32 protein-coding genes are annotated in these 26,906 nt (G+C 68.1%); 18 read left to right on the top strand and 14 right to left on the bottom strand.

Annotated features, from left to right (window positions below; all coding sequences use genetic code 11):
* Nucleotides 1–116 precede the first annotated feature (116 nt).
* The 5 genes from FB453_RS35185 to FB453_RS30495 are packed head-to-tail and all read left to right on the top strand — an operon-like array spanning nt 117 to nt 5,250.
* The gene (locus FB453_RS35185) at nt 117–1,706 is read left to right on the top strand and encodes an ABC transporter substrate-binding protein (RefSeq protein WP_145795913.1); all 1,590 of its coding nucleotides are present in this window, start codon (nt 117–119) and stop codon (nt 1,704–1,706) included.
* Nucleotides 1,676–2,695, top strand: coding sequence for an ABC transporter permease (locus FB453_RS30510; RefSeq protein ID WP_486480529.1), 1,020 nt, complete (start codon nt 1,676–1,678; stop codon nt 2,693–2,695). Before FB453_RS35185 ends, FB453_RS30510 begins: the two co-directional genes overlap by 31 nt.
* Nucleotides 2,688–3,572: an ABC transporter permease gene (locus tag FB453_RS30505; RefSeq protein WP_145795745.1), complete on the top strand. Its 885-nt coding sequence runs from the start codon at nt 2,688–2,690 to the stop codon at nt 3,570–3,572. Before FB453_RS30510 ends, FB453_RS30505 begins: the two co-directional genes overlap by 8 nt.
* Complete coding sequence (locus FB453_RS30500) at nt 3,569–4,573, top strand: ABC transporter ATP-binding protein (protein WP_145795742.1); 1,005 nt, start codon at nt 3,569–3,571, stop codon at nt 4,571–4,573. Before FB453_RS30505 ends, FB453_RS30500 begins: the two co-directional genes overlap by 4 nt.
* The gene (locus tag FB453_RS30495) at nt 4,570–5,250 is read left to right on the top strand and encodes an ATP-binding cassette domain-containing protein (protein WP_186718655.1); all 681 of its coding nucleotides are present in this window, start codon (nt 4,570–4,572) and stop codon (nt 5,248–5,250) included. Before FB453_RS30500 ends, FB453_RS30495 begins: the two co-directional genes overlap by 4 nt.
* An 84-nt stretch (nt 5,251–5,334) precedes the next feature.
* Here the strand turns inward: FB453_RS30495 and FB453_RS30490 are convergent, their stop codons facing one another.
* Entirely contained in the window at nt 5,335–6,276 is a 942-nt protein-coding gene (locus tag FB453_RS30490) for an ABC transporter substrate-binding protein (protein ID WP_486480528.1), read from the bottom strand.
* Nucleotides 6,277–6,410: 134 nt separating this feature from the next.
* On the opposite strand from FB453_RS30490, the gene FB453_RS30485 reads away from it, so the two are divergent.
* On the top strand, nt 6,411–6,770 hold the full coding sequence (locus FB453_RS30485) for an ankyrin repeat domain-containing protein (protein WP_145795738.1): 360 nt from the start codon (nt 6,411–6,413) through the stop codon (nt 6,768–6,770).
* Between the two features lie 59 nt (nt 6,771–6,829).
* Here the strand turns inward: FB453_RS30485 and FB453_RS30480 are convergent, their stop codons facing one another.
* The 4 genes from FB453_RS30480 to FB453_RS34505 form a co-directional block, all read right to left on the bottom strand.
* Entirely contained in the window at nt 6,830–7,723 is an 894-nt protein-coding gene (locus FB453_RS30480; RefSeq protein WP_145795736.1) for a sigma-70 family RNA polymerase sigma factor, read from the bottom strand.
* 248 nt (nt 7,724–7,971) lie between these two features.
* Complete coding sequence (locus tag FB453_RS34510; RefSeq protein WP_186718653.1) at nt 7,972–8,145, bottom strand: hypothetical protein; 174 nt, start codon at nt 8,143–8,145, stop codon at nt 7,972–7,974.
* On the bottom strand, nt 8,142–8,360 hold the full coding sequence (locus FB453_RS30475) for a hypothetical protein (RefSeq protein ID WP_088946984.1): 219 nt from the start codon (nt 8,358–8,360) through the stop codon (nt 8,142–8,144). The genes FB453_RS34510 and FB453_RS30475 overlap by 4 nt, the downstream gene beginning before the upstream one ends.
* Before the next feature lie 172 nt (nt 8,361–8,532).
* Nucleotides 8,533–8,709 (bottom strand): hypothetical protein, encoded by a 177-nt coding sequence (locus tag FB453_RS34505; protein ID WP_486480527.1) that lies wholly within the window; start codon nt 8,707–8,709, stop codon nt 8,533–8,535.
* 231 nt (nt 8,710–8,940) lie between these two features.
* Between FB453_RS34505 and FB453_RS30465 the strand changes: the two genes are divergently transcribed.
* Together FB453_RS30465 and FB453_RS30460 are read left to right on the top strand one after the other, a co-directional pair.
* Nucleotides 8,941–10,068, top strand: coding sequence for a helix-turn-helix domain-containing protein (locus tag FB453_RS30465; protein ID WP_145795732.1), 1,128 nt, complete (start codon nt 8,941–8,943; stop codon nt 10,066–10,068).
* On the top strand, nt 10,065–10,643 hold the full coding sequence (locus FB453_RS30460) for an HD domain-containing protein (protein WP_145795730.1): 579 nt from the start codon (nt 10,065–10,067) through the stop codon (nt 10,641–10,643). Before FB453_RS30465 ends, FB453_RS30460 begins: the two co-directional genes overlap by 4 nt.
* Before the next feature lie 688 nt (nt 10,644–11,331).
* Here the strand turns inward: FB453_RS30460 and FB453_RS30455 are convergent.
* Together FB453_RS30455 and FB453_RS30450 are read right to left on the bottom strand one after the other, a co-directional pair.
* Nucleotides 11,332–11,796 (bottom strand): hypothetical protein, encoded by a 465-nt coding sequence (locus tag FB453_RS30455; protein ID WP_145795728.1) that lies wholly within the window; start codon nt 11,794–11,796, stop codon nt 11,332–11,334.
* A gap of 1,243 nt (nt 11,797–13,039) precedes the next feature.
* Nucleotides 13,040–13,648 (bottom strand): hypothetical protein, encoded by a 609-nt coding sequence (locus FB453_RS30450; RefSeq protein WP_145795726.1) that lies wholly within the window; start codon nt 13,646–13,648, stop codon nt 13,040–13,042.
* Between the two features lie 570 nt (nt 13,649–14,218).
* On the opposite strand from FB453_RS30450, the gene FB453_RS34500 reads away from it, so the two are divergent.
* Together FB453_RS34500 and FB453_RS30445 are read left to right on the top strand one after the other, a co-directional pair.
* Nucleotides 14,219–14,371 (top strand): hypothetical protein, encoded by a 153-nt coding sequence (locus tag FB453_RS34500; protein WP_186718649.1) that lies wholly within the window; start codon nt 14,219–14,221, stop codon nt 14,369–14,371.
* A gap of 215 nt (nt 14,372–14,586) precedes the next feature.
* Nucleotides 14,587–14,967, top strand: a complete 381-nt coding sequence (locus tag FB453_RS30445; RefSeq protein WP_222431432.1) for a DUF4288 domain-containing protein — start codon at nt 14,587–14,589, stop codon at nt 14,965–14,967.
* Between the two features lie 299 nt (nt 14,968–15,266).
* Here the strand turns inward: FB453_RS30445 and FB453_RS30440 are convergent, their stop codons facing one another.
* Nucleotides 15,267–15,794 (bottom strand): hypothetical protein, encoded by a 528-nt coding sequence (locus FB453_RS30440; RefSeq protein WP_145795724.1) that lies wholly within the window; start codon nt 15,792–15,794, stop codon nt 15,267–15,269.
* Between the two features lie 233 nt (nt 15,795–16,027).
* On the opposite strand from FB453_RS30440, the gene FB453_RS30435 reads away from it, so the two are divergent.
* A complete protein-coding gene (locus tag FB453_RS30435; protein WP_145795722.1) occupies nt 16,028–16,438 on the top strand; it encodes a hypothetical protein in 411 nt (136 codons plus the stop codon).
* A gap of 234 nt (nt 16,439–16,672) precedes the next feature.
* Complete coding sequence (locus FB453_RS30430; RefSeq protein WP_145795720.1) at nt 16,673–18,280, top strand: sigma factor-like helix-turn-helix DNA-binding protein; 1,608 nt, start codon at nt 16,673–16,675, stop codon at nt 18,278–18,280.
* A 219-nt stretch (nt 18,281–18,499) separates the two neighbouring features.
* Here the strand turns inward: FB453_RS30430 and FB453_RS35180 are convergent, their stop codons facing one another.
* Nucleotides 18,500–18,787: a DUF4259 domain-containing protein gene (locus FB453_RS35180; protein WP_145795718.1), complete on the bottom strand. Its 288-nt coding sequence runs from the start codon at nt 18,785–18,787 to the stop codon at nt 18,500–18,502.
* Nucleotides 18,788–19,003: 216 nt separating this feature from the next.
* On the opposite strand from FB453_RS35180, the gene FB453_RS30420 reads away from it, so the two are divergent.
* Nucleotides 19,004–19,411 (top strand): ribosomal maturation YjgA family protein, encoded by a 408-nt coding sequence (locus FB453_RS30420; protein ID WP_145795715.1) that lies wholly within the window; start codon nt 19,004–19,006, stop codon nt 19,409–19,411.
* Between the two features lie 88 nt (nt 19,412–19,499).
* Nucleotides 19,500–19,637, top strand: coding sequence for a hypothetical protein (locus tag FB453_RS34495; RefSeq protein ID WP_186718647.1), 138 nt, complete (start codon nt 19,500–19,502; stop codon nt 19,635–19,637).
* Between the two features lie 566 nt (nt 19,638–20,203).
* Here FB453_RS34495 and FB453_RS30410 read toward each other — a convergent pair.
* A complete protein-coding gene (locus FB453_RS30410) occupies nt 20,204–21,280 on the bottom strand; it encodes a cellulose binding domain-containing protein (RefSeq protein ID WP_186718645.1) in 1,077 nt (358 codons plus the stop codon).
* Between the two features lie 290 nt (nt 21,281–21,570).
* Between FB453_RS30410 and FB453_RS30405 the strand changes: the two genes are divergently transcribed.
* Together FB453_RS30405 and FB453_RS30400 are read left to right on the top strand one after the other, a co-directional pair.
* Nucleotides 21,571–22,257 carry a GNAT family N-acetyltransferase gene (locus tag FB453_RS30405; protein ID WP_145795713.1) on the top strand — a complete coding sequence of 229 codons (687 nt, stop codon included), beginning with the start codon at nt 21,571–21,573 and terminating at the stop codon, nt 22,255–22,257.
* Nucleotides 22,258–22,641: 384 nt separating this feature from the next.
* Entirely contained in the window at nt 22,642–23,145 is a 504-nt protein-coding gene (locus FB453_RS30400) for a YfbM family protein (RefSeq protein WP_145795711.1), read from the top strand.
* 480 nt (nt 23,146–23,625) lie between these two features.
* Here the strand turns inward: FB453_RS30400 and FB453_RS30395 are convergent, their stop codons facing one another.
* Nucleotides 23,626–23,892, bottom strand: coding sequence for a hypothetical protein (locus FB453_RS30395; protein WP_186718643.1), 267 nt, complete (start codon nt 23,890–23,892; stop codon nt 23,626–23,628).
* A gap of 84 nt (nt 23,893–23,976) precedes the next feature.
* Here FB453_RS30395 and FB453_RS30390 point away from each other — a divergent pair, with 84 nt between their 5' ends.
* Together FB453_RS30390 and FB453_RS30385 are read left to right on the top strand one after the other, a co-directional pair.
* Nucleotides 23,977–24,435 carry a pentapeptide repeat-containing protein gene (locus tag FB453_RS30390; RefSeq protein ID WP_186718641.1) on the top strand — a complete coding sequence of 153 codons (459 nt, stop codon included), beginning with the start codon at nt 23,977–23,979 and terminating at the stop codon, nt 24,433–24,435.
* A 306-nt stretch (nt 24,436–24,741) separates the two neighbouring features.
* The gene (locus tag FB453_RS30385) at nt 24,742–25,185 is read left to right on the top strand and encodes a GIY-YIG nuclease family protein (RefSeq protein ID WP_145795703.1); all 444 of its coding nucleotides are present in this window, start codon (nt 24,742–24,744) and stop codon (nt 25,183–25,185) included.
* On the opposite strand, the gene FB453_RS30380 is transcribed toward FB453_RS30385, so the two are convergent.
* The 3 genes from FB453_RS30380 to FB453_RS35175 all read right to left on the bottom strand — a co-directional run bounded on the left by FB453_RS30380 (nt 25,182) and on the right by FB453_RS35175 (nt 26,760).
* A complete protein-coding gene (locus FB453_RS30380) occupies nt 25,182–25,583 on the bottom strand; it encodes a hypothetical protein (RefSeq protein WP_145795701.1) in 402 nt (133 codons plus the stop codon). The genes FB453_RS30385 and FB453_RS30380 overlap by 4 nt on opposite strands.
* A gap of 208 nt (nt 25,584–25,791) precedes the next feature.
* Nucleotides 25,792–26,112: a hypothetical protein gene (locus FB453_RS30375; protein ID WP_145795699.1), complete on the bottom strand. Its 321-nt coding sequence runs from the start codon at nt 26,110–26,112 to the stop codon at nt 25,792–25,794.
* A gap of 117 nt (nt 26,113–26,229) precedes the next feature.
* Entirely contained in the window at nt 26,230–26,760 is a 531-nt protein-coding gene (locus FB453_RS35175; RefSeq protein ID WP_486480526.1) for a hypothetical protein, read from the bottom strand.
* Between the last annotated feature and the right edge of the window lie 146 nt (nt 26,761–26,906).

The following is a 26,906-nucleotide window of genomic DNA, read 5'->3' as shown; positions in this document are numbered from 1 at the left end:
CCTTTGGTAATTGCCAAAGGTTTGCAACTGTGCCACCGTGATGATCAACGGGCGCGGCGCCGCGCCCACCCGACAAGCGATTCCTCCCCACACCACAGGAGCCCTCTGTGACCCGGATGCGTCCGACCTTCCGACGCCTCGCGGCGTCGACCGCGGCGGCGGGGATGCTCGTCCTCGCCGGCTGCTCGGCCCCGGCCACCCGCGACGGCTCATCCGGCGGCGCGACGCTGGTCGTCGCCACGTCCGACGAGCCGGACGCGTTGAATCCGGTGCTCAACTACGGCGTCGACGGCGCCTCGCTGATCTTCGACGGCCTCGTCAGCCGGGACGCCGACAACCGCCTCGTCGCGGGTCTGGCCACGGCGTTGCCGGAGCTGTCCCCCGATGGACGCACAGTGACCGCGAAGCTCCGCGACGGCGTGCAGTTCCACGACGGCAGCGCGCTGACCGCCCAGGACGTCGTCTTCACGTACCAGGCCGTGCTGAATCCGACTGTCGACTCGACGCTCCGCTCCGATTTGGACATGGTGGAGTCGGTGACCGCGCCCGACGCGGCCACCGTCGTGTTCCGGCTGCGCTACCCGTACGCGCCGTTCCCGCAGCGGCTCACCCTCGGCATCGTGCCGGCGAAGCTGCTCAGCGGGCAGGACATCAACACCGCCGGGTTCAACCGCAAGCCGATCGGGACCGGGCCGTACCGGGTTGACTCCTGGACGCCGGGCGACCGCCTGGTGCTCACCGCCAACGAGCGCTACTTCGGTGGCCGGCCGAAGAACAACCGGGTGGTGGTCGCGTTCGTCGCCGACGACAACGTCCGCGCCCAGCGGATGCGTGCCGGCGAGTTCGACGCCGCCGAGTTGCCGCCGAAGCTGGCCTCCGGTTTCGACGCCGACGACACGTACCGGGTGCAGCGGGTGGCGACCGCCGACTACCGCGGCGTGATGCTGCCGACGGGCAACGCGGTCCTCGCCGACCTGGCGATCCGTCGGGCGCTCAACCTGGCCGTCGACCGGGCCGCGATGGTGACCGGGCTCCTCGGCGGCGCCGGCGAACCGGCGTTCGGGCCGATCCCGCCGACCTCCGAGTTCGCCGACCCGTCGGTCATCGGCAAGCCGACCGCCGACCCGACGGCGGCCGGAGCGCTGCTCGACGCGGCCGGCTGGACCCCCGGCCCCGGCGGGGTACGCGTCAAGGACGGCCGACCGGCCCGGTTCACGCTGATGTACCCGGCGGGCGACACGCTGCGCAAGGACCTGGCACTCGCCGTCACCGCCGACGCGAAGAAGGTCGGCATCGCTGTCACTCCGGCGGGGCTCACCTGGGACGCCATCGACCCGCGGATGACGTCCGACGCCCTGCTGATGGGCTACGGCACGCCGTACGACCCGGACTTTGTCTCGTACAAGCTGTTCGGCTCGACGTTCGCGGGCCAGGGCTACTTCAACCCCGGTTCGTACCGCTCCGAGGTGACCGACCGGGCCCTGCAGGAGGGCCGCGACCAGATCGACCCCGCCCTTCGCAAGGCCGCGTACGCGCAGTTCCAGAGGCAGTTGGCCGCCGACGTACCGTGGCTGTTCCTCACCTACCTGCGGCACACCTACGTGCTGAAGTCCTCGGTTCAGGGCGTGGCGCCGCGGGTCGAGGCGCACGAGCACGGGGTGGCGAACAGCCTCTGGTGGAACATCGACACCTGGACGCGGTCGTGACCCGCTCCCGTCGACTGGCCGGGGCCGGTGCGGTGGTCCGGCGTCGGCTCCTCGTCGCCGTGCCGGTGCTCGCCGCGACCAGCGTCGGAATGTTCGCCCTCGGTGCCGCCTCGCCGGTCGACCCCGCGAAGCAGTACGCGGGCGCGGCGGCCTTCACCGCCAGCGAGGAGAACCTGGCCCAGCTACGCGCCAACTGGGGCGTCGACGACCCCCTGCCGGTGCAGTACCTACGCTGGATCAGCAACCTGGTCCAGGGCGACCTGGGCTGGTCGACCAGCCGCCACGAGCCGGTCGCCTCGGTGCTCGCCGCCCGGGCCGGCTGGACGCTGCTCCTGATCGGTGTGGCCCTCGCCCTGGTCCTGGTCGCGAGCCTCCTGCTGGGCGCGCTGGCGGCGTACGGGCGGGGTGAGTTGTTCGACCGCGCGTTGCGGGCGGCCGCGTACGCGGTGCAGTCGATGCCGGTCTTCTGGCTGGGCCTGGCCGCGATCGCCGTGTTCGCGCTGGCCCTGGGCTGGTTGCCGGCGGGCGGGCTCACCGACGTCACAGCGACCGGCACGTCCTGGTCCGATGTGGCGCACCACCTGATCCTGCCGGTCGGGGTGTTGGCCGTGTCCCAGGCACCGTGGTTCGTGCTGTTCGTCCGGGACGCGGTGGCGGAGAGCATGCGCGACGACCACGTGCTCGCGGCGCGGGCACGCGGGTTGCCCGGTCGGACGGTGCTGTTCGGGCACGCGCTGCGGACCGCGCTGCTGCCGTTCCTCACCCTGGTCGGCACCCACCTGCCCGAGCTGGTCGGCGGGGCGGTGCTGGTCGAGACGGTCTTCTCGCTGCCGGGCCTCGGCGCCGTCACCGTCGCCGCCGCGATGGGCAGCGACTTCCCGCTGCTGGCGGCGATCACGCTGGTCACCACAGCTGTGGTGCTGGCCGCGAACCTCGCTACCGACCTCGCCTACGCCGCCGCCGACCCGAGGGTACGACTCGATGGCTGACCTCGCTGCCCGAACGCCGCTGCTCCGGGTGGCCCAGTCGCGGCTGCGGCTGCGGCCCGGCCGGGCCGGTGCCGTCGTGGCCGGCCTGATCCTGCTCGTGGCCATCGCCGGCTCGCTGTTCGCTCCGCTGGTCTGGCCGCTGGACCAGAGCGCTGTCGCGCTCGACCAGACCCGGATGGCGCCGTCCTGGACCCACCTCGCCGGCACCGACGACCTGGGCCGCGACGTGGCGCACCGCGCCGTCTACGGGCTGCGGGTCTCGCTGCTCGTCGGCGCGGTCGCCGCGCTCGTCGCCACCGTCCTCGGGGGCGTGGTGGGCGGGATCGCCGGCACGCTCGGCGGCCGGGTGGACCGCATCCTGATGCGGGTCGTGGACACCATCGCCGCGATGCCGCACCTGCTGCTGGGCATCTTCATCGTCGCCATGCTGCGTCCCAGCCTCGGTGCCGTGATCGCCTCCGTCGGGCTCACCCACTGGCTCTCCACCGCGCGCATCGTCCGATCCGAGTTGTTGAGCCTTCGGACCCGACCGTTCATCGACGCCGCCATCAGCGGCGGAGCCGGCCGGGTCCGGGTCCTCACCCGGCACCTGCTGCCGCACGTCCTGCCCCGGCTGGCCCTGGCGACCACCCTGATGATCCCGCACGCGGTGTGGCACGAGACCGCCCTGTCGTTCCTCGGCCTCGGCCTGCCGCCGCACCTCGCCTCGCTGGGCAACATGATCAACGACGGCCAGGGGCCGCTGTTGACCGGCGCCTGGTGGGCCAGCCTGGCGCCGGGCGCGGTCATCGTCGTCGTCACCCTCGCCATCGCGGTCCTCGCCGCCCGCTGGCGCGACCGCCTCGATCCCCGGATCCGAGCGGAGCTGCACCTGTGACCACCACCGAATCCGTTCCGGTCGAGGCACCGCCCCGCGCCGCCGCGAGTCAGCCGCTGCTCGCCGTCGACGGCCTCGGCGTCGAGTTCCGGCTCCGCGACGCCCGTGTGCGCGCGGTCAGCGATCTCAGCCTCACCGTACGGACCGGCGAGCTGCTGGCCATCGTGGGCGAGTCCGGCTGCGGCAAGTCCGTCCTGGCCCACGCCCTGCTCGGCCTCCTGCCGGGCAACGCCACGACCACCGGGCACGCCGTGCTGCGCCACCCCGGCGCCGACCCGGTCGACCTGGTCACCTGCGGTCAACGCCAGCTGGCCCGGCGGGTACGCGGGCGCCGGGTCGGGTTGGTCCCGCAGAGCCCGGCCACCGCCCTGAACCCGGTCCGCACCGGACGGCGACTGCTCGCCGAGACTCTGCGGGCGCACGGCCGCGACCGCGCCGACGCCGACCAGCTCGCTGTCGATGTCGGGCTCGACCCGGCGGACCTGGACCGCTACCCGCACGAGCTGTCCGGTGGCATGGCACAGCGTCTGGCCACCGCGCTCGCACTGGCGCCCGACCCGTCGCTGCTCATCGCCGACGAGCCCACCACCGGGCTGGACCGGCCGCTGGTGGACCACACCCTCGACCTCCTGCGCCGCCGGTGCGACAACGGCGCGGCCGTCGTGCTCATCACGCATGACCTGGCCGCCGCACGCCGGGTCGCCGACACCGTCGCCGTGATGTACGCCAGTCGCATCGTGGAACACCGCGACGCCGACCAGCTCTTCACCGCGCCGGCCCACCCGTACGCCTCGGCGCTGCTCGACGCCCTGCCGGACCGGGCCTTCCGGCCGGTGCCGGGCGACCCGCCGATGCTCACCGCGCTGCCCCCCGGGTGCGCGTTCGCGCCCCGCTGCCCACGTCGCACCGACACCTGCGCGGACCGACCACAGCCGACACCGGTCACCGGTGGCGGCACTGTGGCCTGCCACCACCCGATCCCCACCGGAGCCACCACGTGACCAGCGCGCAGCACCTGCTCGCCGACGAGGTGAGCGTCGGGTACGGCCACCAGGTCGTCCTCGCCGGCGTCACACTGCGGATCGGCCGGGGAGAGACGGTCGGACTACGCGGGCCGTCCGGCTGCGGAAAGTCGACACTGGTCCGGGTCCTGGCCCTGCTGCACCGCCCCGATCGGGGCCGGGTCAGGATCGACGGCACCGCTGTCGACGCCGTCCGGTACGCCGTGCCGGTCGCCCTACGGACCCGCGTGGCCGCCCTCTTCCAGAGCCCGCGCGCCGCCGCCGACCCTCGACTGAGCCTCACCGACCTGATCGCCGAACCGCTGCGCGCCACCCGGACCCCCGAGTCGGCGGTCCGGGAACGGGTGGCCGAACTCGCCGACCTCGTCGGCCTCACAGCGGATCTGCGCAGCCGGCGCCCCCACGCGGTGTCCGACGGGCAACTGCAACGCGCCTGCCTCGCCCGGGCCCTCGTACACCACCCCGACTATCTGCTCTGCGACGAGGCCACCGCGATGCTCGACGCCTCGACCCAGGCGCACGTCGCCGCCGTCATCCGCGACTACCAGCGGACCCAGCGGGCCGGTGTCCTGGTCGTCACCCACGACCAGACCCTGCTGGACCGCTGGACCGACCGGATCGTTGACCTGGCCGGCACAGCGGGGGTACGCGCCTGACCCTCAGTGCGGCGCGTTGCGAATGCCGGGGGCAACGGGCGATCGGCATCGGAGGTCCGCCTCCGCCACTCGGGCGCGGCAACGTCAGCCGACGTCGAGGGCCACCCGCCGAGCGCGGGAGTCGGGACGGCCGGCGAGGATGGCGGCGAGGATCTCCGCGCCGTCGACGACCCTCGGGCCGGGGCGGTTGAAGTAGGCAGGCCCATCGACCACCCACACCTGCCCGGCACGCACCGCGGGCAGGTCCGCCCAACCGGGTTGCGCGGTCGCCACGGACAGCTCGTCGAAGGTTCGCTCGGGCGTGAACCCGCACGGCCCGAACACCACCACCTCGGGAGCCAGGTCCGCCACCACCGACCACCGGTGCGGAGTGCTGTGCGCGCCCGGCCCGAGCAGCAGCGACCGCCCGCCCGCGTAGGCGATTTGCTCCGGCACCCAGTGCCCGCCAGGCATCAACGGGTCGAGCCACTCGACGAACAGCACCGTCGGCGCGCCGGGCACCGGCCCCGGCAACGCGGCGAGGCGACGCTCGGCGTCGGCTCGGATCTCCGCCGCCCTGCCCTCGGCGCCGGTCAGCGCGGCCACGGCATCGACAGTGTCCAGGATCCCGTCGATGGTCCTCGCCTCCAGGGACATCACAGTGGTGTCGAGATCAATCAGACCAACCGCGTCGTTGACCCGCTCGTAGGAGACCGCACACACGTCGCACAGATCCTGGGTCAGGATCAGATCCGGCTTCAACCCCTCCAACGTGGCGACGTCGAGCTGGTACAACGACGATCCTCGGTGCGCGTCACCCGCGATCGCCGCCGAGATCTCCCGGCTCGTCAGGGTCTCAGGCAGGGACGTCGCGGTCACCGCCGGGATGTCGGCCAGAGCCTTCGGCGGCCAGTCACACTCGTGGGTACGGCCGACCAGTTGCCCTGTCAGGCCAAGCATGGCCACGATATCCGTGGCCGCAGGCAGCAGGGAGACGATTCGCACGTCCGCCTGCCTACCAGGCGTGACCGAGCCACGTCCACTCATGGATGACCCCACAGGCCAGGCGGTCTTCGTCAGGCCAGTCGAGTCCATGACGATTCGTTCGAGTACCTCGCCCTGTCACATCGGCTCGTCGGCTGGGCTCATAAGCACGAGTGCACACACGCGAGGAGGAAACAATGCAGTTTGAAGAAGCCGCCGAGGCCGCCGACGAAGCGACGATGCGGTCGATGCTGTCCGCCGACCCTGGGCTGTGCGATCGGCATGCAGACCTGGTTACGCGGATGGCCGAGGCCCGCAACTGGTCAACGGTCCGGCTGCTCATCGATCTTGGCTTCGGCGTCAACGGTGTCACCGCCGCCGGCGCCACCGCCTTGCACCATGCGGCGGCAGCGGGTGAGCTGTCGATCGCGCGCCTGCTGGTCGAGCACGGTGCCGACCACACCGCCCGCGAACCTGGGTTCAACGCGCAGCCGGCGGGCTGGGCGCAGTACTTCAAGAAGCGGGAAACCCAGAAATATCTCGAGTCCCTGGCCTGATGCTGCGCCGTCCGGTCACGCGGCATCAGACCCACAGCTCGTGGAGTGGGGCTCGGCATTCACCCCATTGTTCGCTCCGCCTGGTTCAGGAGGGCGGACGCGAGGCGGTGGACGCGGTCGGGGTCGCGGACAACGTCGATCCTGACGATCTTGTCGCCCGCGACAGTGAAGGCCATGACAGAAAACGGCTGCCCGTCGCGGCTGATCAACGTTCCGATCGCGCCGTTGACCAGGGCGGGGCGCAGTTGGCCACCGCGTGGGGCGCGGGCCTGCTTGGCCACGGCCGCCGCGCCGCGAACGACGGTCGCCGGCCTGGCGGTGCCGAAGTCGGTGCGCAGGACGACGTCGGGGTCGAGGACCTGCACGAGAGCATCGAAGTCACCGGTCCACGCAGCCGCGTAGAAGGCACAGACGACCTGCCGCTGGCGCGCTAGATCCGGATCGGGTGAAGGGATCTCGGCACCGTGCACCCGGCGCCGTGCCCGGCTGGCGAGTTGTCGCGCGGCGGCCGGGGTGCGGCCCGAGATGCCGGCGATCTCCTCGAAGGGCAGGTCGAACATGTCGTGCAGCACGAACGCCAACCGCTCAGCAGGAGTGAGCTGGTCGAGCACGACGAGCAGGGCCAAGCTCACCGAGTCGGCCAGCAACGCCTCCTGCTCAGGGTCGAGGTCCCCGTCCGGGATGACAACCAGGTCGGGCAGGTGCGTGGCGAACGGATCCTCCCGGCGGCGTCGGCGAGAGCGCAACATGTGCAGGCACTCCCGGGCGACGACAGTGGTCAACCATCCGCCGAGGTTGTCGATCTGATCCGCGTCGGACCGGCTCAGCCGTAGCCAGGCATCCTGAACAGCGTCGTCCGCGTCAGCCAACGAACCGAGCATTCGATAAGCCACCGCCCGCAGCCGGGGTCGGTGCTGCTCGAAGCGCGTGGCCAACCACTCATTCTCGTCCATCGGTCACACCATCCCATCGCCAAGGCTCACAGAAATGAACCCTCAGGCACAGCGAACGTGACACCGCCGAACCCGGGAAGCAGCTTCTGACTTGCGCAAACTGAGAGTGAGCGATGCTGCTACCGAACCAGCGACTCTTCGGTGTGAACTCTCGGCAAGCCGGTCGGATCGGGCTTGGTGCGAGGTCAGACATCCTGCTGGCGCGCTTCTCGGGCCGGTTCGGCTGGCACGGATGCTTACTGCTGGCGTCAGACGAGGCGCTGGATGCGTACCTTCGGGCGCACATTTCTCAGATGCCCTTGCTTGTGTTGGCGCACCTGTTCGTCCCAGACCTCCTGGTCGTAGTCCGGGTCCGGCGGGATCCATTTGTGCGAGCCGTCGCTGTAGTGGAACTTCTCGTCACCGGGCCGCAGGATGCTCACCGAAGCCAGCCGAGGAAGCGTCTGTGCAGCGCACCCGCCGGCACCCAGGTCAGGTCCTCGGAGGCCCGCACCAGCTGCGCACCTAGGTAGAGAGCCAGGGAGATCGGAGCGTCGTCGAACTCGGCACGTAGCTCGCGCTGCCGCGTGCGGCAGGGCCAGGGCGCATCGCAGCCGCCGCAACTCCAGATCGGCAGCACCGGGCCGTGCGTGGTCATGCGCGGCCTCCGAGCAGCGCAGCCGTCATCGACCGCGCCTGCCTGCTGGTCGCCCGGTCCACCTGCGAGCATGGGTACGACGTGAGCCGCGACGGCCACGCCCGGCAACCGGTGCCAAGGCCGTCTTTCCCGGGCAGCCGTACGACCAGGATGGGCCGCTCGGCGTCGTTGCTCACTGCTCCTCCTCGGCGGGCCAGTGCCCCCGGTTGATCGGGATGCGGTGTTGGCTGCGACAGGGCAGCTCGGCCCCACAGCGGCAGATCCAGCTCCACTTCCGCCACGACCAAGCCGGTCGGTGTCGCCGTGCCAGGGTCATCGCGACGGCGATCAGGTACTGGTCGTAGGTCACTCGTCGCCACGGTGGTGTCCTGGCCCGCATCACTGGCTCCCTCCGCCGGGCAGCGCTCCACGACCGACCCCGAACCACGGGAGCGGATCTGGAACGTTCGGTAACTGCGACGCTACGATCGCGACGGCGGCGGTTGGACTCACCCGTAGTACGAGTGAGCAGGTCAGATGGGCTGTCGCAGCAGTGGTTTCACCGCGGAACGTCGACCACCGGTCAACATAGGGATGACGGATGACAGGTCGCGGACGATCAGCACCACATCGCGGCGGGGTGAGCGGCTACCTGTTCAAGCTGATCCGGGAGTCCATCCCGCTCACGCAGGAGCAGCTCGCCGTCGACCTGGACGTCGATCGCGTAACCGTGCAGAGCTGGGAATCCGGGCGCCGGCCAATCGCCTCGGTACCGCTCGGGCAGGCGATAGCCGTCCGACGCCGGCTCGGACGGCTCGGCGCGAACACACTCCTGCTCGCAGCACTCGACGACGCCGCCGAGGCCGATCTCATCCTCGCCGCCGTCCTCAACGAACAGGTGGACCGCTGCGACATCGCCGAACAGCCGCTGGGCTGGTCCGTACTCACCCACCGTCTGACCGACTTGATCCTCTGGGCCGTCCTCGGGCAGACACCGACCTTCGCCAGAGGGCTACCCCTCGCCCATCCCCGACGGGGTCCAGTCGCGTCCGGGCCGACCCTGCCCGTTGACGAGCAGCGTGCGTTCTTCGCTCACCTTCACGTGCTCGCCGATCGCGCCGCAGCCGGACGGCATCGGAACGTGCTGCTGCACCGGCAAGCCTGCTTCCTCGCCGGCATGGACCCCACCAAGGCAGCAGCAGGTTGGCTCACCCAGACCACCGCCCGAGCACGCCGCACGACCACCTTCCGCACCTGGTCACCGCTGTGGCCGGACGCCCGCTCCGTCGTCACGTCCCTTGCCAACCAGGGCGACCCGGAACCGTTACGAGACTTCATCGCTCGCGCCCATCCCGACGACGCCTGCGAGCGAGCGGCCCTCAACTACTCGGCCTACTGGGTGGGCGAGATCCCGTACCGCCACCGCGACGACTCCTTCATGCCCGAAGCGCTCGCTGACTGGCATGGCTCAATCCTTCTTCGGCACCTGGTCCATCGCCTCGATCCAGGCCATCCCTTCGTCGACCTCAACATCCACAACGTCTGGGCTCTGCTGGCCGCACGACGCGGTCTCGCTCTCGACAACCCCGCCGCGACTCGGGCGCTCCTCGACCGCAGTGTCCCGCTCCTGGACAGTGACCGGATCTCCGCGCAGTCGCGGCAGGAACTAACCTCTATCGTCTACCGCCTGCGGGCGGACGGACTCACCGGCACAGGGACGGGCAGATGACCGACGATCACGACGCCGCCGGAGCGATGAACTTCATCTTCGAAGCTGGCGTCCTCAAACGCGCCGCCCGGACCGGCTGGTGGTTCGCCGGCGTCAAGCAACCCGAGTCCATCGCCGAGCACTCCTTCCGAACGGCGCTCATCGGAATGATGCTCGCCGCCATGGAAGGCGCCGACCCAGCCCGAGTGTCAATGCTCTGCACCCTGCACGACACCCAGGAAACCCGGATCACCGACATCCCACACATCGCCAAGCGCTACCTCACCGCCGTACCCAACACCGCCGTCACCGCCGACCAGGTCGCCACCTGTCCCCCAGCAGTCATCGATATCATCACCGGCGCCGTCGCCGAGTACGAAGCTGGCGAGACGTTGGAAGCTGTCGTCGCTCGTGACGCTGACAAGCTGGAATGCCTCGTCCAAGCCGTGGAGTACCGCCACCAGGGCATCGACAACGTGCAGCGCTGGATCGACAGCTCACGAGCAGCTCTGAAGACCGCCAGCGCCCACCGCCTCGCCGACGCCGCACTCAGCGGACAACCCCTGGCCTGGCTCACTCCCCCACCACAGGAGTAAGCGTTCAACACTTGGCGTTGTATTGATCAACGGCGGGGGTGTAGTCGACCAAAGCGGACGACTTGCCTCTTGAGCTGCTGTGACGCCTGGCATTGATGGTCGGCAGTGGGTACTGCGGGTTCCTCTCCGACGGCCTGCGAACGGTGTCCGCTGGTGGTAAAGCGGCAGACGACCGAGTCAAGTGGTGCGGCGGGCACCTACTGGCCGATGTTGACCGCTGTACTGGCACGGATCGGGCACGCGCTCGTGAGACTGAGGCTTGAACCCCTAAACCGCTAGGTGGCGGCAGATCCACAAAAACTGGACCCAGCAGGCCCTTGGCCTGAATCGCGTTCCTCGCTGCCTCTCGACCTTTCGCATGCGTTGTCGCTGTCGGCTGCTGCCGGATCTGTGCCCGATGATCTCCGGATACCACCCGGCGCACCGACGGTGGTCTGGACCTCTGACGCCTGCCTCGCAAAGGCGGATCGATGCAGTTAACGCACGCCGATCAGGGTCGGTGAGTAGCGTTCGCGTCGGGGGTCGTCCTGTTCAGTGCCAGCGGCTATCGCGTGTTGTCGCGCATCTCGCCGACTTCTCGCTGACGGGGCCTATGAGGCGGGCAATTCGGCATTAGCCGGGGAGACCGTACTCCTACCTAGGGAATCAGGTCGCAAACGGCAATGGCATCGGGGGCGCGTAAGGACACTCAGGATCCGGTCGTCTGGTATCTGCGGAGCGCAGCTTCGGCGAGCTGGATGAGGTACTTATCGCCGCCGGGTTCGTTGCCCTCCTCCTGGACAACCACCAGAGTGGTTCCGATCCGGACGAGTACGCTGTCAAATTCCAACGTGTCAGAACCGGACGTCGCGCTGCATCTGACGTGAATACTGTCATCGCCCAGCCGCGGTCCTGGCGCCACTGCAAAGCGGTGCCTGTCGCCGACGCCAAGGCCGGACGATACGACGACGGTGGGGCAACGGCCGATGAAGGTTCGCAGGTCGGTCATTGCTCGTCGTGCGCCGTCATCGGCGTAGGTCCTGAGGACTTCGGTTCCCACCCAGAGCCAATCGGGATCCGCGTCATAGCTCAGGGTGGCTGCGGCCATCGCTGACGGAGTCCCGGTGAGCCGCCTGGCCGACAGCAGCGGGATCACGCTGTCCGAACAGGACACGTTGACACCTGAGCGCTGATCTCCAGCATCCGACGGCATGGCTGTCGCTATCTCCACAGTGAATCCGGGCGGCACTGACTCCGTGGACATCAAGCGTTCGGACAGCGTCGCGGAGTAGCCGGATCCGCCTGTCGCCGGTACTGCTGGGGGGGTCGGCTTCGCGGCTGTGGCCGAACTGGTCGCCTGGGCCTTGGAGGGGATCGTTTCGCCCGCTGATCGGTCCGCTGTATGAGCCGTTGGAGAACCACACGCGGTCACCATGCAGACGGCCACTACCGCGACTAACCTACGCAACCCCATCCGGAGCACCGGCAGACCACCTCTCGCGCGAGCCGCGTCAGGCTACCAGCGCGCGTGACACTGTCAGCTTGGGAATCGCCTTGATTAACATTCCGGGTAGCTGCGCGGCCGGCAGACAGCACAGAGCGTTCCAGCTCGACCCGCGGAAGTGCCAGTGCTAGCCGCTGCTGACCGTTGCCTCAGGCACAAATCGGGCACGCCTATCGTCCCGGTTCCTCCCGGTCAGCGGGTCTGCGGCGGCTCCTCGCGCTTCCGACGACTGCTCCGGTGCCAGCAATCAGGAGGAATAGACCAAGGGCCAACCCGAGGTAGAGCAGACGGTCGGACGCGGCAACCTCCTTGTCGTACTGCTGCGCCATCTCTGGGGTAGGGTCCTGGTAAGGGATCGTCGCTCCCATGCAGCAAGCGAACAGCGGAAGCAAGGTTCCCCCGCCGATCATGAGCCAACCAACCACCCCAACAACCCTCAGCCGTCGCATCATTCAATAATGAATGATGCGGCCCGGCGGCCCGTATCTGGTCTCGGGACCTGCGTGACACTCCGCCAAGTGTTGGTGGAGACGAGCGTGATGGAACAGCGGTATCGAGCCGTCCAGGACGTCCTGCGTGGGCGATGCTGGTATCGAACCAGCGACCTCTTCGGTGTGAAACAGGACGCCGCACCGACTCTGACCTGCGGAAACGTGGAGCCGCAGGCAGGGGTGGGTGCCATTGACCGCCGTTGGACGCAGTTCAAGGCCGTTCAAGGCACCCCGCTGCTCCCAACCTGCTCCCCCCAAACCGGGCTCGCACCGGGCCGCCGACCGACCGTGAGTTGCCGGCCCGGTACCTTGATTGGCGCCAGCGCTGGCTCCCGCAACCGCAGCGGTCCATCTGGAGACACGCCCACGATCGCCGCGCCTGGTCAGGGTATGACCAACTTTTCAGGGCAGTACCTGGGATGTCAGCCGATAGGACGATCAGCGATCTCCCAGGCGAAAACACGCCCACGCTGGTGGACAGGGTGAACCAGGCGGTCGTAGGTAGCCATGTGGCGATCGCCTAGGTCGACCCTTCGACGGGCCAGCGCTTCGAATGCCACGATGGCTAGGTCCATTTCCCACCCGTCGTAGTCGTACCCAAAGATCAACACAGCTTTCCGCCCTGGAAGTGCCGAACTCGCCAGTTTGTCGCAGTCGGTGAGTGCGCTCCGGTGCGCGGGGTAAGGCGACAACACACGGGTGAGCATGTTGTCGTTCGGCTTTCCGTTGTCGCCAAACAGCCGCAGCATCTTGGCTTCGATCGCCCAATCCCACGCCGAAGGCGATCCCAGGCACCAGTCACAGCGTTGCCGGCCGGGTCCAGGGTAAGGAACATCAAGGCTGTATTCCTGGTAGGCGGGGTCCAGGGCGACGAGTTCCTCGGCGACGAGCCGCAACGTGTGCTGCTCGGTGTGGGGGCCAATGCCCGGCTGGTATGCCCGCCCTGTGGAGCTGACGGCCTGGGGGCGTCGGGCGTCGGTCTCTCGTAGGGCAGTTGCGAAGTCCGCAACCAGCTGCGGCAAATTGATCATCAGGGAATGATGCCACTCCTCAGGCTGCTCTCCACCGCAAGCGAGAATCGCACTCTAAGCGATGTCTCGTTCTAGCTGCGGCGCCGCCGGGGCTACGATCCACCGTGCAGTTAGTGAGCTAGGAGTTGGGTGAGTCCGCAGCCTTGGGGCTGCCTTCCCAGGTCGTCTCGCTGATGACGTGCAAAAGGCATTGGCAGTCCTACCGTCGGCGCCGCACCCGCCGACGTCGCCGTTCCGTGTGCTGGTCGATGGCGAGCCGGTCCTGATTCCATACCGGATCTACTCCGACGAGCCGTCTGTTGCCGCAGAGGCGGCGCTGTCTGCCACCCAGCGGGCGGTGCTGGATTGCCTGTACACCCGACACCACGATGGCCGGGTAAGGCAGCGGCGGCTAGAGAGGGTGGTCAGCTTGATCCAACCGTGGGTGGCGCCGTTCCTGGTGCAGTTGGTGGGCGAATACGTGGACGAGATTCTGCTGGTCACTCGGCGAGTACTCACGCCGGAGGTGGTTGTTCCAAACAGTCCGACGGACTCCTCTACGGGCGATTTGCCGCCGAGAATCCGGCGTTCGTGGCGCTCACCGGCCAGCGGGTTGCCAGCTACTGGGACTGTTACCACCGTCGACGCTACCCCACGCTGATCGACTACCCCGGGCACGCCATCATGGCAGCGCTGCGGGCGGCGGCAAAGCGGCACGACGTCTCGGACGGTGATGCACGTTAGCCGACGCGCCCCGCCGCGATGTCGCACGCAGTCGTCATCAACGATGATCGCGTGCAGGTGATCGCGGCATCGCGTCCGGAGTGGATCTATCTGTTCACTGGGCTTCGGCGGCCCCGCGCTGGCTGCCTCCCAGTGGGCCCGGGGCGGCGGTAGAAGCGCGACTGTGCAGGCATATCAGGCTCGCTGATGGACGACTCCTGCTGGATGATGTGCGGGTGGACAGGCCGAGCGGTGAGGCGCAGTTGAGTGAGTTGGGTTGGTTCTCCGTGCGGTGTGTCTTCCGCGTCGGGTCCGATCCGAAGGGTCAGTCGTACGAGGAAAGGCTGACGCTGTGGCGTGCGGAGAGTTTCGACCAGGCGATCACGCTTGCAGAGGCCGAGGCGCTCGGGTACGCGGCTGACCGGACAGACACGATTTTCGCGGGACTCGCTCAGGCGTACCGAATGTTCGACGCCCCGAGACATGGAGCGGAGATCTTCTCACTGATCAGGGATAGCGAGCTGAACCCGCAGGCATACCTGACGGCGTACTTCGATACCGGCCAGGAGAGACAAGGAGAAGTCTGCGCGGTATCCGACGAGGGGTGCCGCCCCTGAGCAGCCTTGCTGCTCATTTCGCTCCGCCCAGTCCTCCACGCTCAGCACCTCCCGATGCTTCAGGAGGTAATCCCGATTCAGCCGGAACCACGTGGTCAGTTTTCAGGCGGCGCCGACACCCGCTGCTCCCAGCCTGCTTCCCCAACCGGGCTGGCACCGGGCCGCCCACCGATCGTGAGCTGCCAGCCCGGTGCCTTGGTTGGCACCAGCGCTGACTCCCGTAGTCGCATCGGTCGACCGGGGAGCCACGCCCACGGTCACCGCGCCTTGTCAGCGGCAGAAGCGGATGCCTGCGGGGTTCAGCCGCGGCTGGCGTACAGGTACACGGTGACTGCATCGGGTGCGTCCAGGTTGACCAGGAGCGCTCGACGTGTGCCCTCTGCCGTGGGTTGCTCCTCGTCGAGGCCGGAGATGGTCTTGGCGGTTTCGGGGTCCCACAGGTTGCCGCCACCGACGTTGTGCTTGGCGTCGACTGCCCGAAGCCCCGGCGCGAGAGCCGTTGTGAAATTCGCCGCGGCGACGAAGGCGCCGAGTTCGGTGCGCGGCATGCGGACCTTCGCCGAGAGCTGGGTTTCCAAGCCGTTGCTGTACGCGGCGGTGAGCAGCACGCTGCCGGGCGGCAGGGTCACGTGAGCGACGGCTTCCACCTGGGCCGCGCTGGCGACCTCTGGCTTGGACTGTACCGGGAGCAGGTCTATGTCATTGCTGTCGACAGACAGCCCCGCCACACCGCACGCGATCAGCGACAGAAGCAGGCTGATGCACCCAAGCACGAGTGCGGCCGTGCCACTCCGGTTGCGCGTCCTCGGCGCAGCAGTCTCGATCATGGCCAGCACGATACGGCGCGCGCCTCATCGGCATGTGCGGACGCCGCCCGCCTACCGCTTCCGCGGCGTGCGCCAAGGCTGGCACCTTCGAGTCCGTCTCGAAGGCGCCAACACAGAGGACACACTGATTGCAGGTGGGATCGGAGCCCTTCCAACCTGCTCCCCACGGCCCCGACCATTACCATCGCCTTCTCGGATGCCGCGCCTTATCAGGGCATGACAGCCTGTTCGGCATGGGCCCTGCCGACGATCGTCTCCATCTGAGGCTAAGGATCAACAACGGCCTGCTCCTCGTCCGGGATGGTGTCGGCACTTGGCTAATCCATGGCGCCGCCGACGGGTTGGTCTACCCGGCCAGGGCTCGGCTCGTGTGGCTGTTGCCACTGCTGGAGCGCACCCCGAGCGACGTCAGTGCAGAGCTGTCTGCCGTGCCTATCGCCAACACACCGCTTCCCGCCCTCGTACGGTTCGCGCTCACCGCATGGGGAAGCTACTGGCCGACACTGGCACTCGATTGGTTGGACGCCGGCTGGCCTACCCGGGATCTGCGCGACGTACTGGCCGACATGAAGGACTCACGCGAACTCTCCCAGCCGCTTCGCGACCGAGCACTTCGCCTCTGGCACGCCTCGGCACATGCCTGACGGCCTGACAAGCCCGAATCTCGGAGCCCTCCTCGACCAACGCCGGACCTGTACCGCACTGCACGCCGAGTACTCACGGTGGAGCCGGTAGCCACGGAGGCGACAGCGACGGCGAGCACTCCGCGCGGGGACGCCAATGCTGACGCCTTCGGGCGCGCCGAAGAGGTCACCGCTGAGAACGACCTGCCCACAGGCTTGCGGGGATTTAAGTCCGTTGCCGTCGCATGCGATTCTGTGCAGGTGCCGATCATGGGGAACGGGCCGGAGAGCCACGCGGACGGCAGGTACGCCGGATCTGCCACGCTGCGTAATCTGGTGCCCAACGCGGACGCCGACCAGCTCATTGAGCTGCAGCTACGCGTCGCCGACGCCCCTCGCGACCGGGCTGCTGGTGAGGCGCTAAACCTTCTGTGCGCGCAGCTATACAAACGCGGCTACACGCTTCAGGCGATCGCCGAGGTGCTCGACGTCAGCCGGGAGATGGTCCGGCAGCGTGTGGCGCGGGTGCCGGCAATGACGGTTGCGGGCATCGAGCCGGAGGTATCCCGCGTCGCACCTAAACCCGGACGCGAGAAGGTCGAGCGGCCCCGGTTGACCGAGGAAGAGCTGGGGCGGCTGAAGGAGCTGCAGCCGATCGCGGCCATGCGTCGCGGCCACACTGCGCCGGACTCGACGGTCGGGCAGGCCGCCGATGAGTACTCGCTGATCTTGCTCGAAGCCCGCGATCGGGGCGTCGCGGATGCCACGATGGCCAAACAGCTCGGACTGACTCCCGGTGCCATTCGCTTGCGGTTGCAGCGGATCACTGGTCATCTGCCGCCATCGATGCAACCCAGGACGCGTGACCAGGCTGCACCAGCCCGTAACCCATTTGAAGGCCTGGATGAGCAGCTCACGCGACTGCGCGACCTTCTCGACGCCGCCGAGATGCGACCCGGCCGCGGACCCAACCACGCCGAACGGCTGGCTGCCTCCCGTGCGTTCGACGCCGCGCTCACCGCCCTGGTCGCCGAGCACCGTGTGCCGTTGAAAGCGCTGGCGTCGCTGCTGAGCCGCTCTCGTTCATCGCTGGCAATGCGGCTTTCCGCCCACCTCGGGCCCGATGCGGCCGATGAAGTCCTCGCCGGTGACGCGGCCCGCAGTGATGCCGCCGACGACGGGGACGACGAAGCTCTGGAGGTCAACATCGCCGACGCCGACGACCAGACCTCTAAGGTCACCGTCGAGCCAGACGCCGCAGAGGCGTGGGCCGCAGACGACGAGGTCAAGGCCCGGGACGTTGTTGTGGTCATCGGCGGCGAGGAAACGCCAGAGCGCAAGGGATTCCTCACCGACTTTACGCCTGAGGCGACGCCGGTCATCTCGGCCGCTCCGCCGGCCGCAGTGGTGGACCGGCACGCGCAGCATGCGAGCACCGTGCGCCATCATGCGGTGTTGCGGGAACTGCGCGAGGCTGTCCGGACCGGCGGACATCAGACGCGCGGCTGGGACGTTGGCCAAGATGCGTTCTTCCTGCACAAGCAACGTCTGATCAACGTCGAGGTGAAGTCGGTCGGAGGCGCAGTTGAGCAGTACAGGCTTGGAGTGGGGCAGCTAGCCGAGCAAATGCAGCACCACCTCGACCACCTGACCGCAGGAACGCCCTGGTACGTCGAGGCGGGCGTGACCGAGGTCGTCGGCGTGCTCGTCGTAGTCCTCGAAGAGGCGGTCCCTCCGGTGTGGCTGCGGCTCGCGACCCGGCTAGGTATCGCCATCTGGAAAGCCGACCAGGCGCAAACTGTCTTCTCCGACCCGAACGCCGCCGGCTTGCCGCCGGGTGTGCGCGTCGCCACAACCTCCTAGCTGCCGCCGCCTGAGTGACCGCTGCCCGACCCTGGACACGCACCTAACCGACACCGCTTGCCGCACGAGCGCGCCCTGCCGGCGGCAGATCGCGCATTTGCCCTGACCACCCGAACCCGACCATCTCGGCCGACCGAGGGGCACGTTATCAGCGGCAGACGCGGGTGACTGACGCGCGCTACCGAATCGGAAAAGGTGATTCAGCGGGAAAGACCGGTCTTACCTCTTCACCCTTCTCGTAACATCCGGCCGCCCGAACTGGGGCCGAGTGTCAAGCAGGTATGCACCCACCGAAGAGGTCATCACAGAGGATGCGCTGGTCACCGCCTCGCGGATTGGATCGGGTCTCACGTGACAAGACCAGCCAATGGCGGCCGGCTTGTCCTTCACGAGCAGGAACATGCGCGCCAGCGCTGACCCCCGGCGCTCAGCAGGCCGTCCGGCGAGTTCTTCCAGGAAGTCCATGGCTCCATCGCTGGAGAACGGGCCGGTCCCGAACGTTCCCATGCTCGCTGCCTCCTCAAGACGGCCTTCGCCCTGAAGCTACAAAATCATGCCGAGCGGCTGCGGGCGTCCAACAAGCTCATCGCGCGGAGCCGGTGGGTTCAGGCTTGCTCACTGCGAGCGTCGAATGCCTTCACCGCCTGCTGAACGGCACGGCCAAGGTCAGCATCGCCGAGCCGCCGACGCCCAACCGGTCGGGCGGTGGCTACCGTAGCGAGAATGTCCATCACGTCCCGTACGGTGCGGCGGCTCATGCCAGTGGCCGCGCTGCTGTTCCTGGGCCTCGCACTGCTGATCCGCGCCGTCGACGACGGGGCGCTGCGGCAGTACTCCGGCACCGCGCTGTACGCGTCGATGCTCTGGGCCGCGGTGCTGTTCTTGTGCCCACGGATGGCAGCGGTGCCCGCCGGGACCGTCGCCACCGTCTTCTGCTGGGTAGTGGAACTCGCACAGCTGACCGGGATGCCAGCCGAACTGTCGGCGCGGAGCCTGGCCGCGAGGCTGGCGCTGGGTGTGCAATTCGACCCCGTCGACCTGGCCTGGTACCCGGCGGGCGTGGCTCCCCTGGTGGCACTGCACCACCTGGTACGCGCCCGCCGCGTTAGAGCCAGGTCCACGGCCGCATAAGTCGCCACAGGCGCCCACGCCATCGCGCACGCCGAGGATGCAAGAAGGCCTCGATGTCTTCCAGGGCGTTGCCGGCAGTTCCCCTGACGTGCGGCCTGACGCGCACGTGGCGGAGGGCGGGGACTACACGATCTTCGTCGAGTTGACCGTAAACCCTCGCGAGGTGCCCGAGGCAAGTGGCTGCAAGCGCCTGCACCTGGTGGTCATGGTGATCGAGCAGGGTTAGGTAGAGCTCCTGCGAAACCCTCCAGTCGCCGTCGCCGTACAACGCGCATCCGACCATGGCATCCGTAGCCCCGGCGATGTCGTTGCGGTCGAGAGCCCTCCGCACATCGGCGGGCGTTGCCGACGGAGGGTTGTGAAAGGTGCGGTGCTCGTGGCTCATGGCCAATATTCTTGATCATCGCGGCCGCCGCGAACATCCCTGGTCGAAGAGGGCGGGCAGGTGGGCCGCTCATCGACATAAGCGGACGCCGCCCGACTGACGACCGAGAACTAACTGGCTGACATCTTCGGGTTCGCCGAAGATGTCTCCAGCCTGAAGGTCCTGGTCAGGGCACTGCCCGTGGGTTCGGTGTCTCGAATGACGGAACTACGGCGGATTCCAGCAAGCTCACCCGCAACGCCAAAGCTCCAGCAAACTGTTTGAGGCCGCCGCAGGTTCACCCACCGCGACGGTCACCGCCAACCCCGATGGCCTGGTCGAATTGACCCAGAGCGCCGTGCCGACTCGCAAACGTATCGACGGCCAGTGGAAGGACCTTGGTCAGCCCTTAACGGAGGGCCGAGGCGCTAACGGATGGTGAAGGTCAGCGGGTTCGAGTTGCCGAGGCCGCCGTGGGAATCGTGGACCCGCACGGTGAAGGTGGACGACGTGCCGGCCGACAGGGCCGTCTGGAACTGGTAGCGCTGCCCGCTGTTGGTCGGCGTCACGGCCAGCCGGGTTGCGCCGAGGTAAAGCTCCACCCGGGTGACGAGGTCCCCAGGATCGGTGTCGGCGACGTCGGCGACCAGCGTGACGGTCGTCGGCTCGAGGAAGTAGGTCTGCCCGCCGGGGGTGCTCAACGCCACCGCCGGCGGGTGGTTGGTGCCGGTGGACGCCGGCGTCACCACCGTGACCAGCAGCGGCGGCGCAGCGCCAGGTAGCGACTGGTCGGTGCCGGCCGAGACGTACAGCACGAAGGTGGTGCTGGTGCCGGGCTCCCCGATCGGTGGTGTCCACAGCGCCTCGTACCGGTCACCGGTCGTCCTCACCCCCCGGGCCACCGTGACGCCGTCCACCCGGAACGACACCGAGGTGATGCTGTGTCCGCCTCCCACGGTCGCGGTCGCCGCCAGCGGGACGGTTCCCGGCGTGGTGTACACCGCGCCGGCGGTCGGGCTGAGCCAGGTGACGATCGCCGGGTAGTCGGCGACCGGCGGTGTGGTCGTCCGGGTCGGCGTCACGCTGGGCAGGACGCCGCCGGTGCACGTGACGCCGTTGAGCGTGAACGACGCCGGTATGGGGTTGCTGCCCGACCAGGCGCCAACGAAACCGATGTTCGCGGAGCCATTGGTGCCCAGGGTCGCGTTCCAGCCCAGATTGGTCGCGCTGACCTGCTGGCCCGCCTGGGCCCAGGTGGCGCTCCAGGTTTGCGTGAGCCGCTGGTCGACTGCAGGGAACGCGAACCGCAGCGTCCACCCGTTGACTAGGTCACCCAAGTTGGTGACCGCGATGTCGGCCTGGAAGCCACCGGTCCACTGGCTAGTGACGACGTAGTTCACCCGACACCCGGCCGCCGCGTTCGCCGCACTGGCGTGTGAGATCGCGGCCATCATCGCTACCATGGCAACAGCGATGGCGGCCACAGCAGTCAGCGACTTCCGCATGGCACACCTCGCCGTAGATAGCTGAACATCTATGAATATGTCGACTGTCCTGCTGCTCCGCCTTCCTGTCAAGGCACGCACGGCAGTCCTGCCGCCGGCAGGACAACGGACAGCCCGCCCATGGCTGATCCGTAGCGGCCACAGCGCCGAGCAGGTAGAAGAGTCGATAGCGCAGCTTCCCGCCTGGACCGCGACTGACCGCCAGGTCCTGGACGACTTCGCGTCAAAGAACGCAACGAAGTGGGCGGCCAAGTCGGCAGAAAACCGAGCGCCGGGTACGCGACCTCGCAATGTGGACCGACGAGTGGCCAGATCACCAGACCGACGGCCATCAGTCAGCCCCGAGCCACAGCGCGGGGCATCCTCGTGATGTGGGCGCCGACGCCGCTCTCCCGCCACAGTGGAAGCTGGCCGACACCGGCTACCTCATGACGACGACCTACCGGGCCGATTCCGACACAACTCCTCCATCGCCGTACACCGCACGGCTTCAGACCTCCGGCGATGTTGTCACCGCTATCGTTCTCGACCTTGAGGGGCAGGTCGCCGCGTCCGACAGGCTCACGACCGCCGACGCATTCGGGATCGTCGACCAGGTCGAAACCGCACCTGCACACCGGAGCCGCGGACTGGGCAACGTGGTCATGCGCTCGCTCGCGCCGCACGCCCTCCGACTCGGCGCGGACACCGGTGCCCTGGTCGCTACTGACGACGGTCACCGTCTTTATCGAGCTCTCGGATGGACAGTACGCACACCCGTCGGGGGCCACGAGCAATGCTGCAAGCAGCGAGCCCTGACCACTTCGGTATCCACTGGAAGGTCACACCGCACGCTTGAGCGCATCACAGCAGGTCAGGGAACTCGTCTAAGCCCGGCGTCGGTGAGCACTTCGGACGCGGTGACCACTTCGCCAACCTGCACCCAATCTGCTCCCAGTTGCAAGGCCAGGCCAACCAACGACTCCTTACCTCCCTGACCTGCGCACACTCCCCTGCCAGGCGGCATGGAACCTTGTCGATCGCAGTCCAGAGCCGCAGAGCACTCCGCGGGAAACAGGACGCTGCACCGACTCTGACCTGCGGAAACGTGGAGCCGCAGGAGGGGGTGGGTGCAGTTGAGTGCCGTTCCCCGCCGTTGGGTGCCGTTCGAGGCCGTTCAGGGCATGCTGTTGCTCCCCATCTGCTCCCCCATTGCAGTTCGCGCCGGCCCGCGAAACACCGCGATGCTCTGGCCCCACGTGTGAAGCACGTGTTGCCCAGGTTGGTGTCTCATCGCCGAAACAGACGACGGTATCGTGCCCTGCCAAAAGCAAGGCGCTTCCGCGACGGGAGGCGATCAGACTTGTCGGGAGGACTTGTTCATGGGCATGGAGCTGATCGGGCGCCGGCTGTCGGCCGAGGAACTGCGGGCCGTGTTGGATGATCCGACGACGGTCAGTTTGCTGCTCTTCGGCGACCTCGACGATGAAGACGCAGAGATGCCCGATCCCGAACTGGATCTGCACAAGTCCTGGCACGCCCTGTATTACCTCTTGGCCGGAACCGCCGGGAGGTCCGACGACCCAGCCGCTGCGGCCGTCCTCGGCGGTGACGACATCGGCGATGAGGGCGGTTACGGGCCCGCACGCCTCCTCGGTGTGGAGGCGGTCCGCGTTGTCGCCACCGCGCTCGACATGCTAGACATCGACACGTTGCGCGCCCGCTTCGACCCAGACGCCCTGGCGGCCGCAGACATCTACCCGGGCGGGCGGGTTCGCGGCGCCGACGACTTCGATAGCTTCCTCGCACCGGCCTTCGCCGACCTCTGCCGCTTCTACCGCTCAGCCGCCGCCCAGGACCAGGCGGTACTCCTTGCCATGGTCTGAGATTGTCACTCGGACGCAGGACCTGGAGATCGTCAGCAGCAGCCCGGCCGCGACGAGCACCAGCAGGCCAACGCCCACCCCGTCGACCCACCCCGGGCTGCGTCGGCGGTGAGTAGCCGGTGCACGTGCGGTATTCGGGAGCTGCAGTATTCGTCGATCTTGCGGTCGGGTCGGGGCGCTCTGATGTAGGCGAGCACTGGTGGAAGCCGCAGGGTCCAATGGAGTCGTGCAAACCTTCCGTGCTCGCCTCGCCGCTGTCCGTACCGCGTGGAGAACAGGCGGGCCAGCGTCGCCACCCGCCGGGTCTGACCGCCAATCGCGGTCCCGGCGGCTAAAGGCCGCTGCACCGCCCCGCGTACTGCCGCGCCGGCTGTCCGCGTCCCGAGTTGCGTCAGCTGGGGGGGGAAGCTGACTCCGGTATGCCAGATGGACACGAAGCCTGACAAGTGGCAAAAGTGGACCGCGATAGCGAGCCTTCTGTCAGTGCTCGTGGTCGGCGGTGGCTTGATCGGGACGAGCGTCTAAAACGGCAAACAGCAGCGGCTGGGCCTGCTCCAGCAGCAGCTGGCCGAGCAGGGGCAAATTACCGATCGGTTCACCAAGGCCGTCGAGCAGCTCGGCCAGTCCGGCCCGCAAAAGATTGACATCCGGCTGGGAGCGATCTACTCCCTGCAACGCATCATGCGCGACTCCGCCAATGACCAACCGGCGGTTGTCGACATCCTCAGCGCGTTCATCCGCGTCCACGCGCCGGCACCCCGCCGTACTCGGAACAGCTTGCCTGTATGGAAACTCCCCCCTCGGCCTGTAGACATCCAGGCGGCCCTAACCGTGCTTGCACGCCGTGACCCGCTCCGCGACGGCGAAGGCCATGTCGACCTTTCTCGAGCCGACCTTAGCCGCGCCTCCTTACTCTCCGCCCACCTCGGCGGCGCCGGCCTGCGCGAAGCGGACTTGAGCGGCGCGGACCTGCGCGAAGCGAACTTGAGCGACGCGAACCTGGTCCTAGCGAACTTGAGCGACGCGGACCTGAGGGGCGCGACCCTGCGCACCGCAGACCTGCGCAACGCGCGCTTGACCGCCGCGCGCTTGTACGGCGCGGACTTGAGCAACGCAGACCTGGGCGGCGCGGAGCTGAACAGCGCGGACCTGACCGCCGCGGACATAAATCCTGAACAACTTCCGTGCACTTTCCTCGATGGCAGCACAGTGCTCCCGGAAGGAATAGCGCGGCCGCCGCAGACGGCTTTCCTTCCAATTACGGATCCGCAGTGCAAGCCAATCAGGTGAGTGGGTCAGGACAACTCCGCACAGTGAGCCGGTGTCGGTGCGGTAATCAGGCCCTGCGGTATTTTCTGATCTTGGCGGGCCGAGACCTGTTCTGGGCCCGAGTAGGTATGCGAACCCGCTCGGTGACGAGCTCGCCACTGTCCGCGCCCAGCTCGCCGCCGAGCAAGCTGGCACCGCGGCCGCCGACACCGACCGGCCGCGTACCGAACTGGTCGTCCATGCCGAACACGAACGGCTCTGCAGCGAGGTGGCCACCGCGCAGACCGGCCTGGTCACGACCGGCGTCGCCAGGGGAGAATCGATGCGATGACCACCTACGACGAATACCAGGACCGGCAGCGGCTGGTCGGCCGATACCGACGGGTGATCAACAACTACGGCGGCGACCCGAAAGAAGCCATGATCGAAGCCAGCCAGGAGGTCTTCGGCGACTTCGGTGACCCCGGCCTGCCGCACCGCTACGCCGGCGTGTACTTCATCGCCAGCGGCCCCTACATCAAGATCGGTCAGGCCCTAGATCCGTACAAGCGGATGCAACCCTTCCACGGCGCCAACCCCCACGGCCTGGAGCTGCTGCACGTCATCGCCGTAGACAGCGAGCCAGAACGTCGGCAACGGGAGAAAGAGCTCCATCGGCGGTTCAACCGTCTGCTCCTGCCCCGCCAGCGCGAATGGTTCGAGGGCGACCCCGAGCTGACGGGGTTCATCGCATCCAAGTGCGCCAGGGAGTGCTACCCGTCGTCGACCTAGATCTGGCCCTGGTCCCGGGCGGCGAGGTAGGCGCTCCAGTCGGATCGGGCCCATCGACTCCAGTCGTCGGCTGTGCTGGGCGCGAGTCCGATCAGGGTTGCGAGCACCGGTGCGGGTAGTTCGGCGGCGAGGCCAAGCAGGGCGGTATTCCGGCTGGCGGCTGTGGGAATGCCGTGGCCGCGCAGGAGGCCGGCGAGGGCGTAGGGGTTGATCGGGCGGCTGGGAAGCCGGCCGGGGAAGAGGTAGCGCTCCTGCGAGGTGGCTATCTCGTCGAAGCGGCGGGGCCGGTCGACGAGGTTGTCGATTAGGTGGGCGAGGCTCGGTGGGAGCAGTGCTGGGGTGCTGCCGAGGTTGAGGGAGTTGCCGGCCGCGCGCTGGGCGGACTCCAGCAAGCTCACCCGCAACGCTCCACATCGATCTGCAAGACGCCTTCGGACGTGGCCTTAGAGGGCATGGCAGGCACTCGCGGCCATCCTCGACACCGTGAGTCGGGTTGCCCCGGCCACGGCCGTACTCGCTGCCATCGGCCTGGGGTGCCACATTCTCAGTGGCCAGCCTGGGCTGTACAGCGGCCCCGCCGGCGGCGGCCCGGTCATCGGGGTCTGACTACGAACGCCGCACTACCCGGCGGTCGTAGGCGACAACGGCATGGGCAAGCCGGCTCTTCACCAACTCGACGAGGTTCGAGTTGTGGCTGCCGATCAGGAAGTTGTCCAGTCCGGCTGGGTCCAGAGTGACGGACGAAACGTACTCAATTGGGCCTTCTGATTTCCACGACATTGTTCGCAGCCCGACCGGTTCCGGCCAGAAGCGACTCAGTGTGCCGTCGCCGATCAGCAGCACCGGCGACTTCCTTTCCGGACCACGGTCGGCCCGGTCGGCTCCGCCGGCCCGATCGCGGATGCTGCTGATGTCACCAGGAGCCATCACCGGCGGCTGGACACCACGGCGTACCGGCGGCCTTCCGGGTCTCCGTACGGCGGCATGAACATGATCCTCCGCTGCTCGACGCGTACGAAGGCGGCGTTCTGACGTCCTGGCCGTTCAGCCGCCGGCGGTGACGTGCTCGCACACCCGGTGGGGCCGGTAGCCGCCCGGGACGTCGGCACCGATGGGGTCCCAGAACGTTGGCGAGCCGTCGATGTGCCCGCCGAGCGTGTGCCAGGCGTAGCCGGGGTTTTCTCTTCGCAGCGCCGCGAGACCGGCGGCGGCCAGGCCGCGGCGGCGGTAGGCCGGCAGGGTGTGCGGCTGCTCGACCCAGCCAATCCGGCACCGATGACATATCTGGTAGTCGACCTCGAACACGAACTCGTCCCGTACGGAAGCGTCATCGGGGTCGTGGGCGCGTAGGTTCGCCGCGCGCATCCGCCAGCCGATCCGCTCGTTCGAGACGGTGTCCTTCCACGGCGTGGCCAGCCGGGGCACGACCGGCCAGCCGGATCGGCGCGGCCACCGGCCTCCGGTCAACCACAGGAGCAGCTCGCGCCACGGCTCACGCCCGGACACCCGACCGAGTATCCCTGTGCTGGCGACCAGGTCCCGGATCTCGGCATCACGCGAGCCGGTGTCGGTCATCGGCGGCTCAGTCCTCGCCGACGTCGGCCTGTGCCTGACCGGCCTGCTCCACTAGGCAGTGTCTTCAAAGGATCTTGGTGTCGGATGATGTAGGGCGTGGGTCGTCGCTATGAGTTGTCTGACGTCGAGTGGGATGCGCTGTCGCG

This window comes from Micromonospora sp. CNZ322, from assembly GCF_007827755.1.
This window is presented reverse-complemented; position numbering and strand designations above follow the sequence as displayed.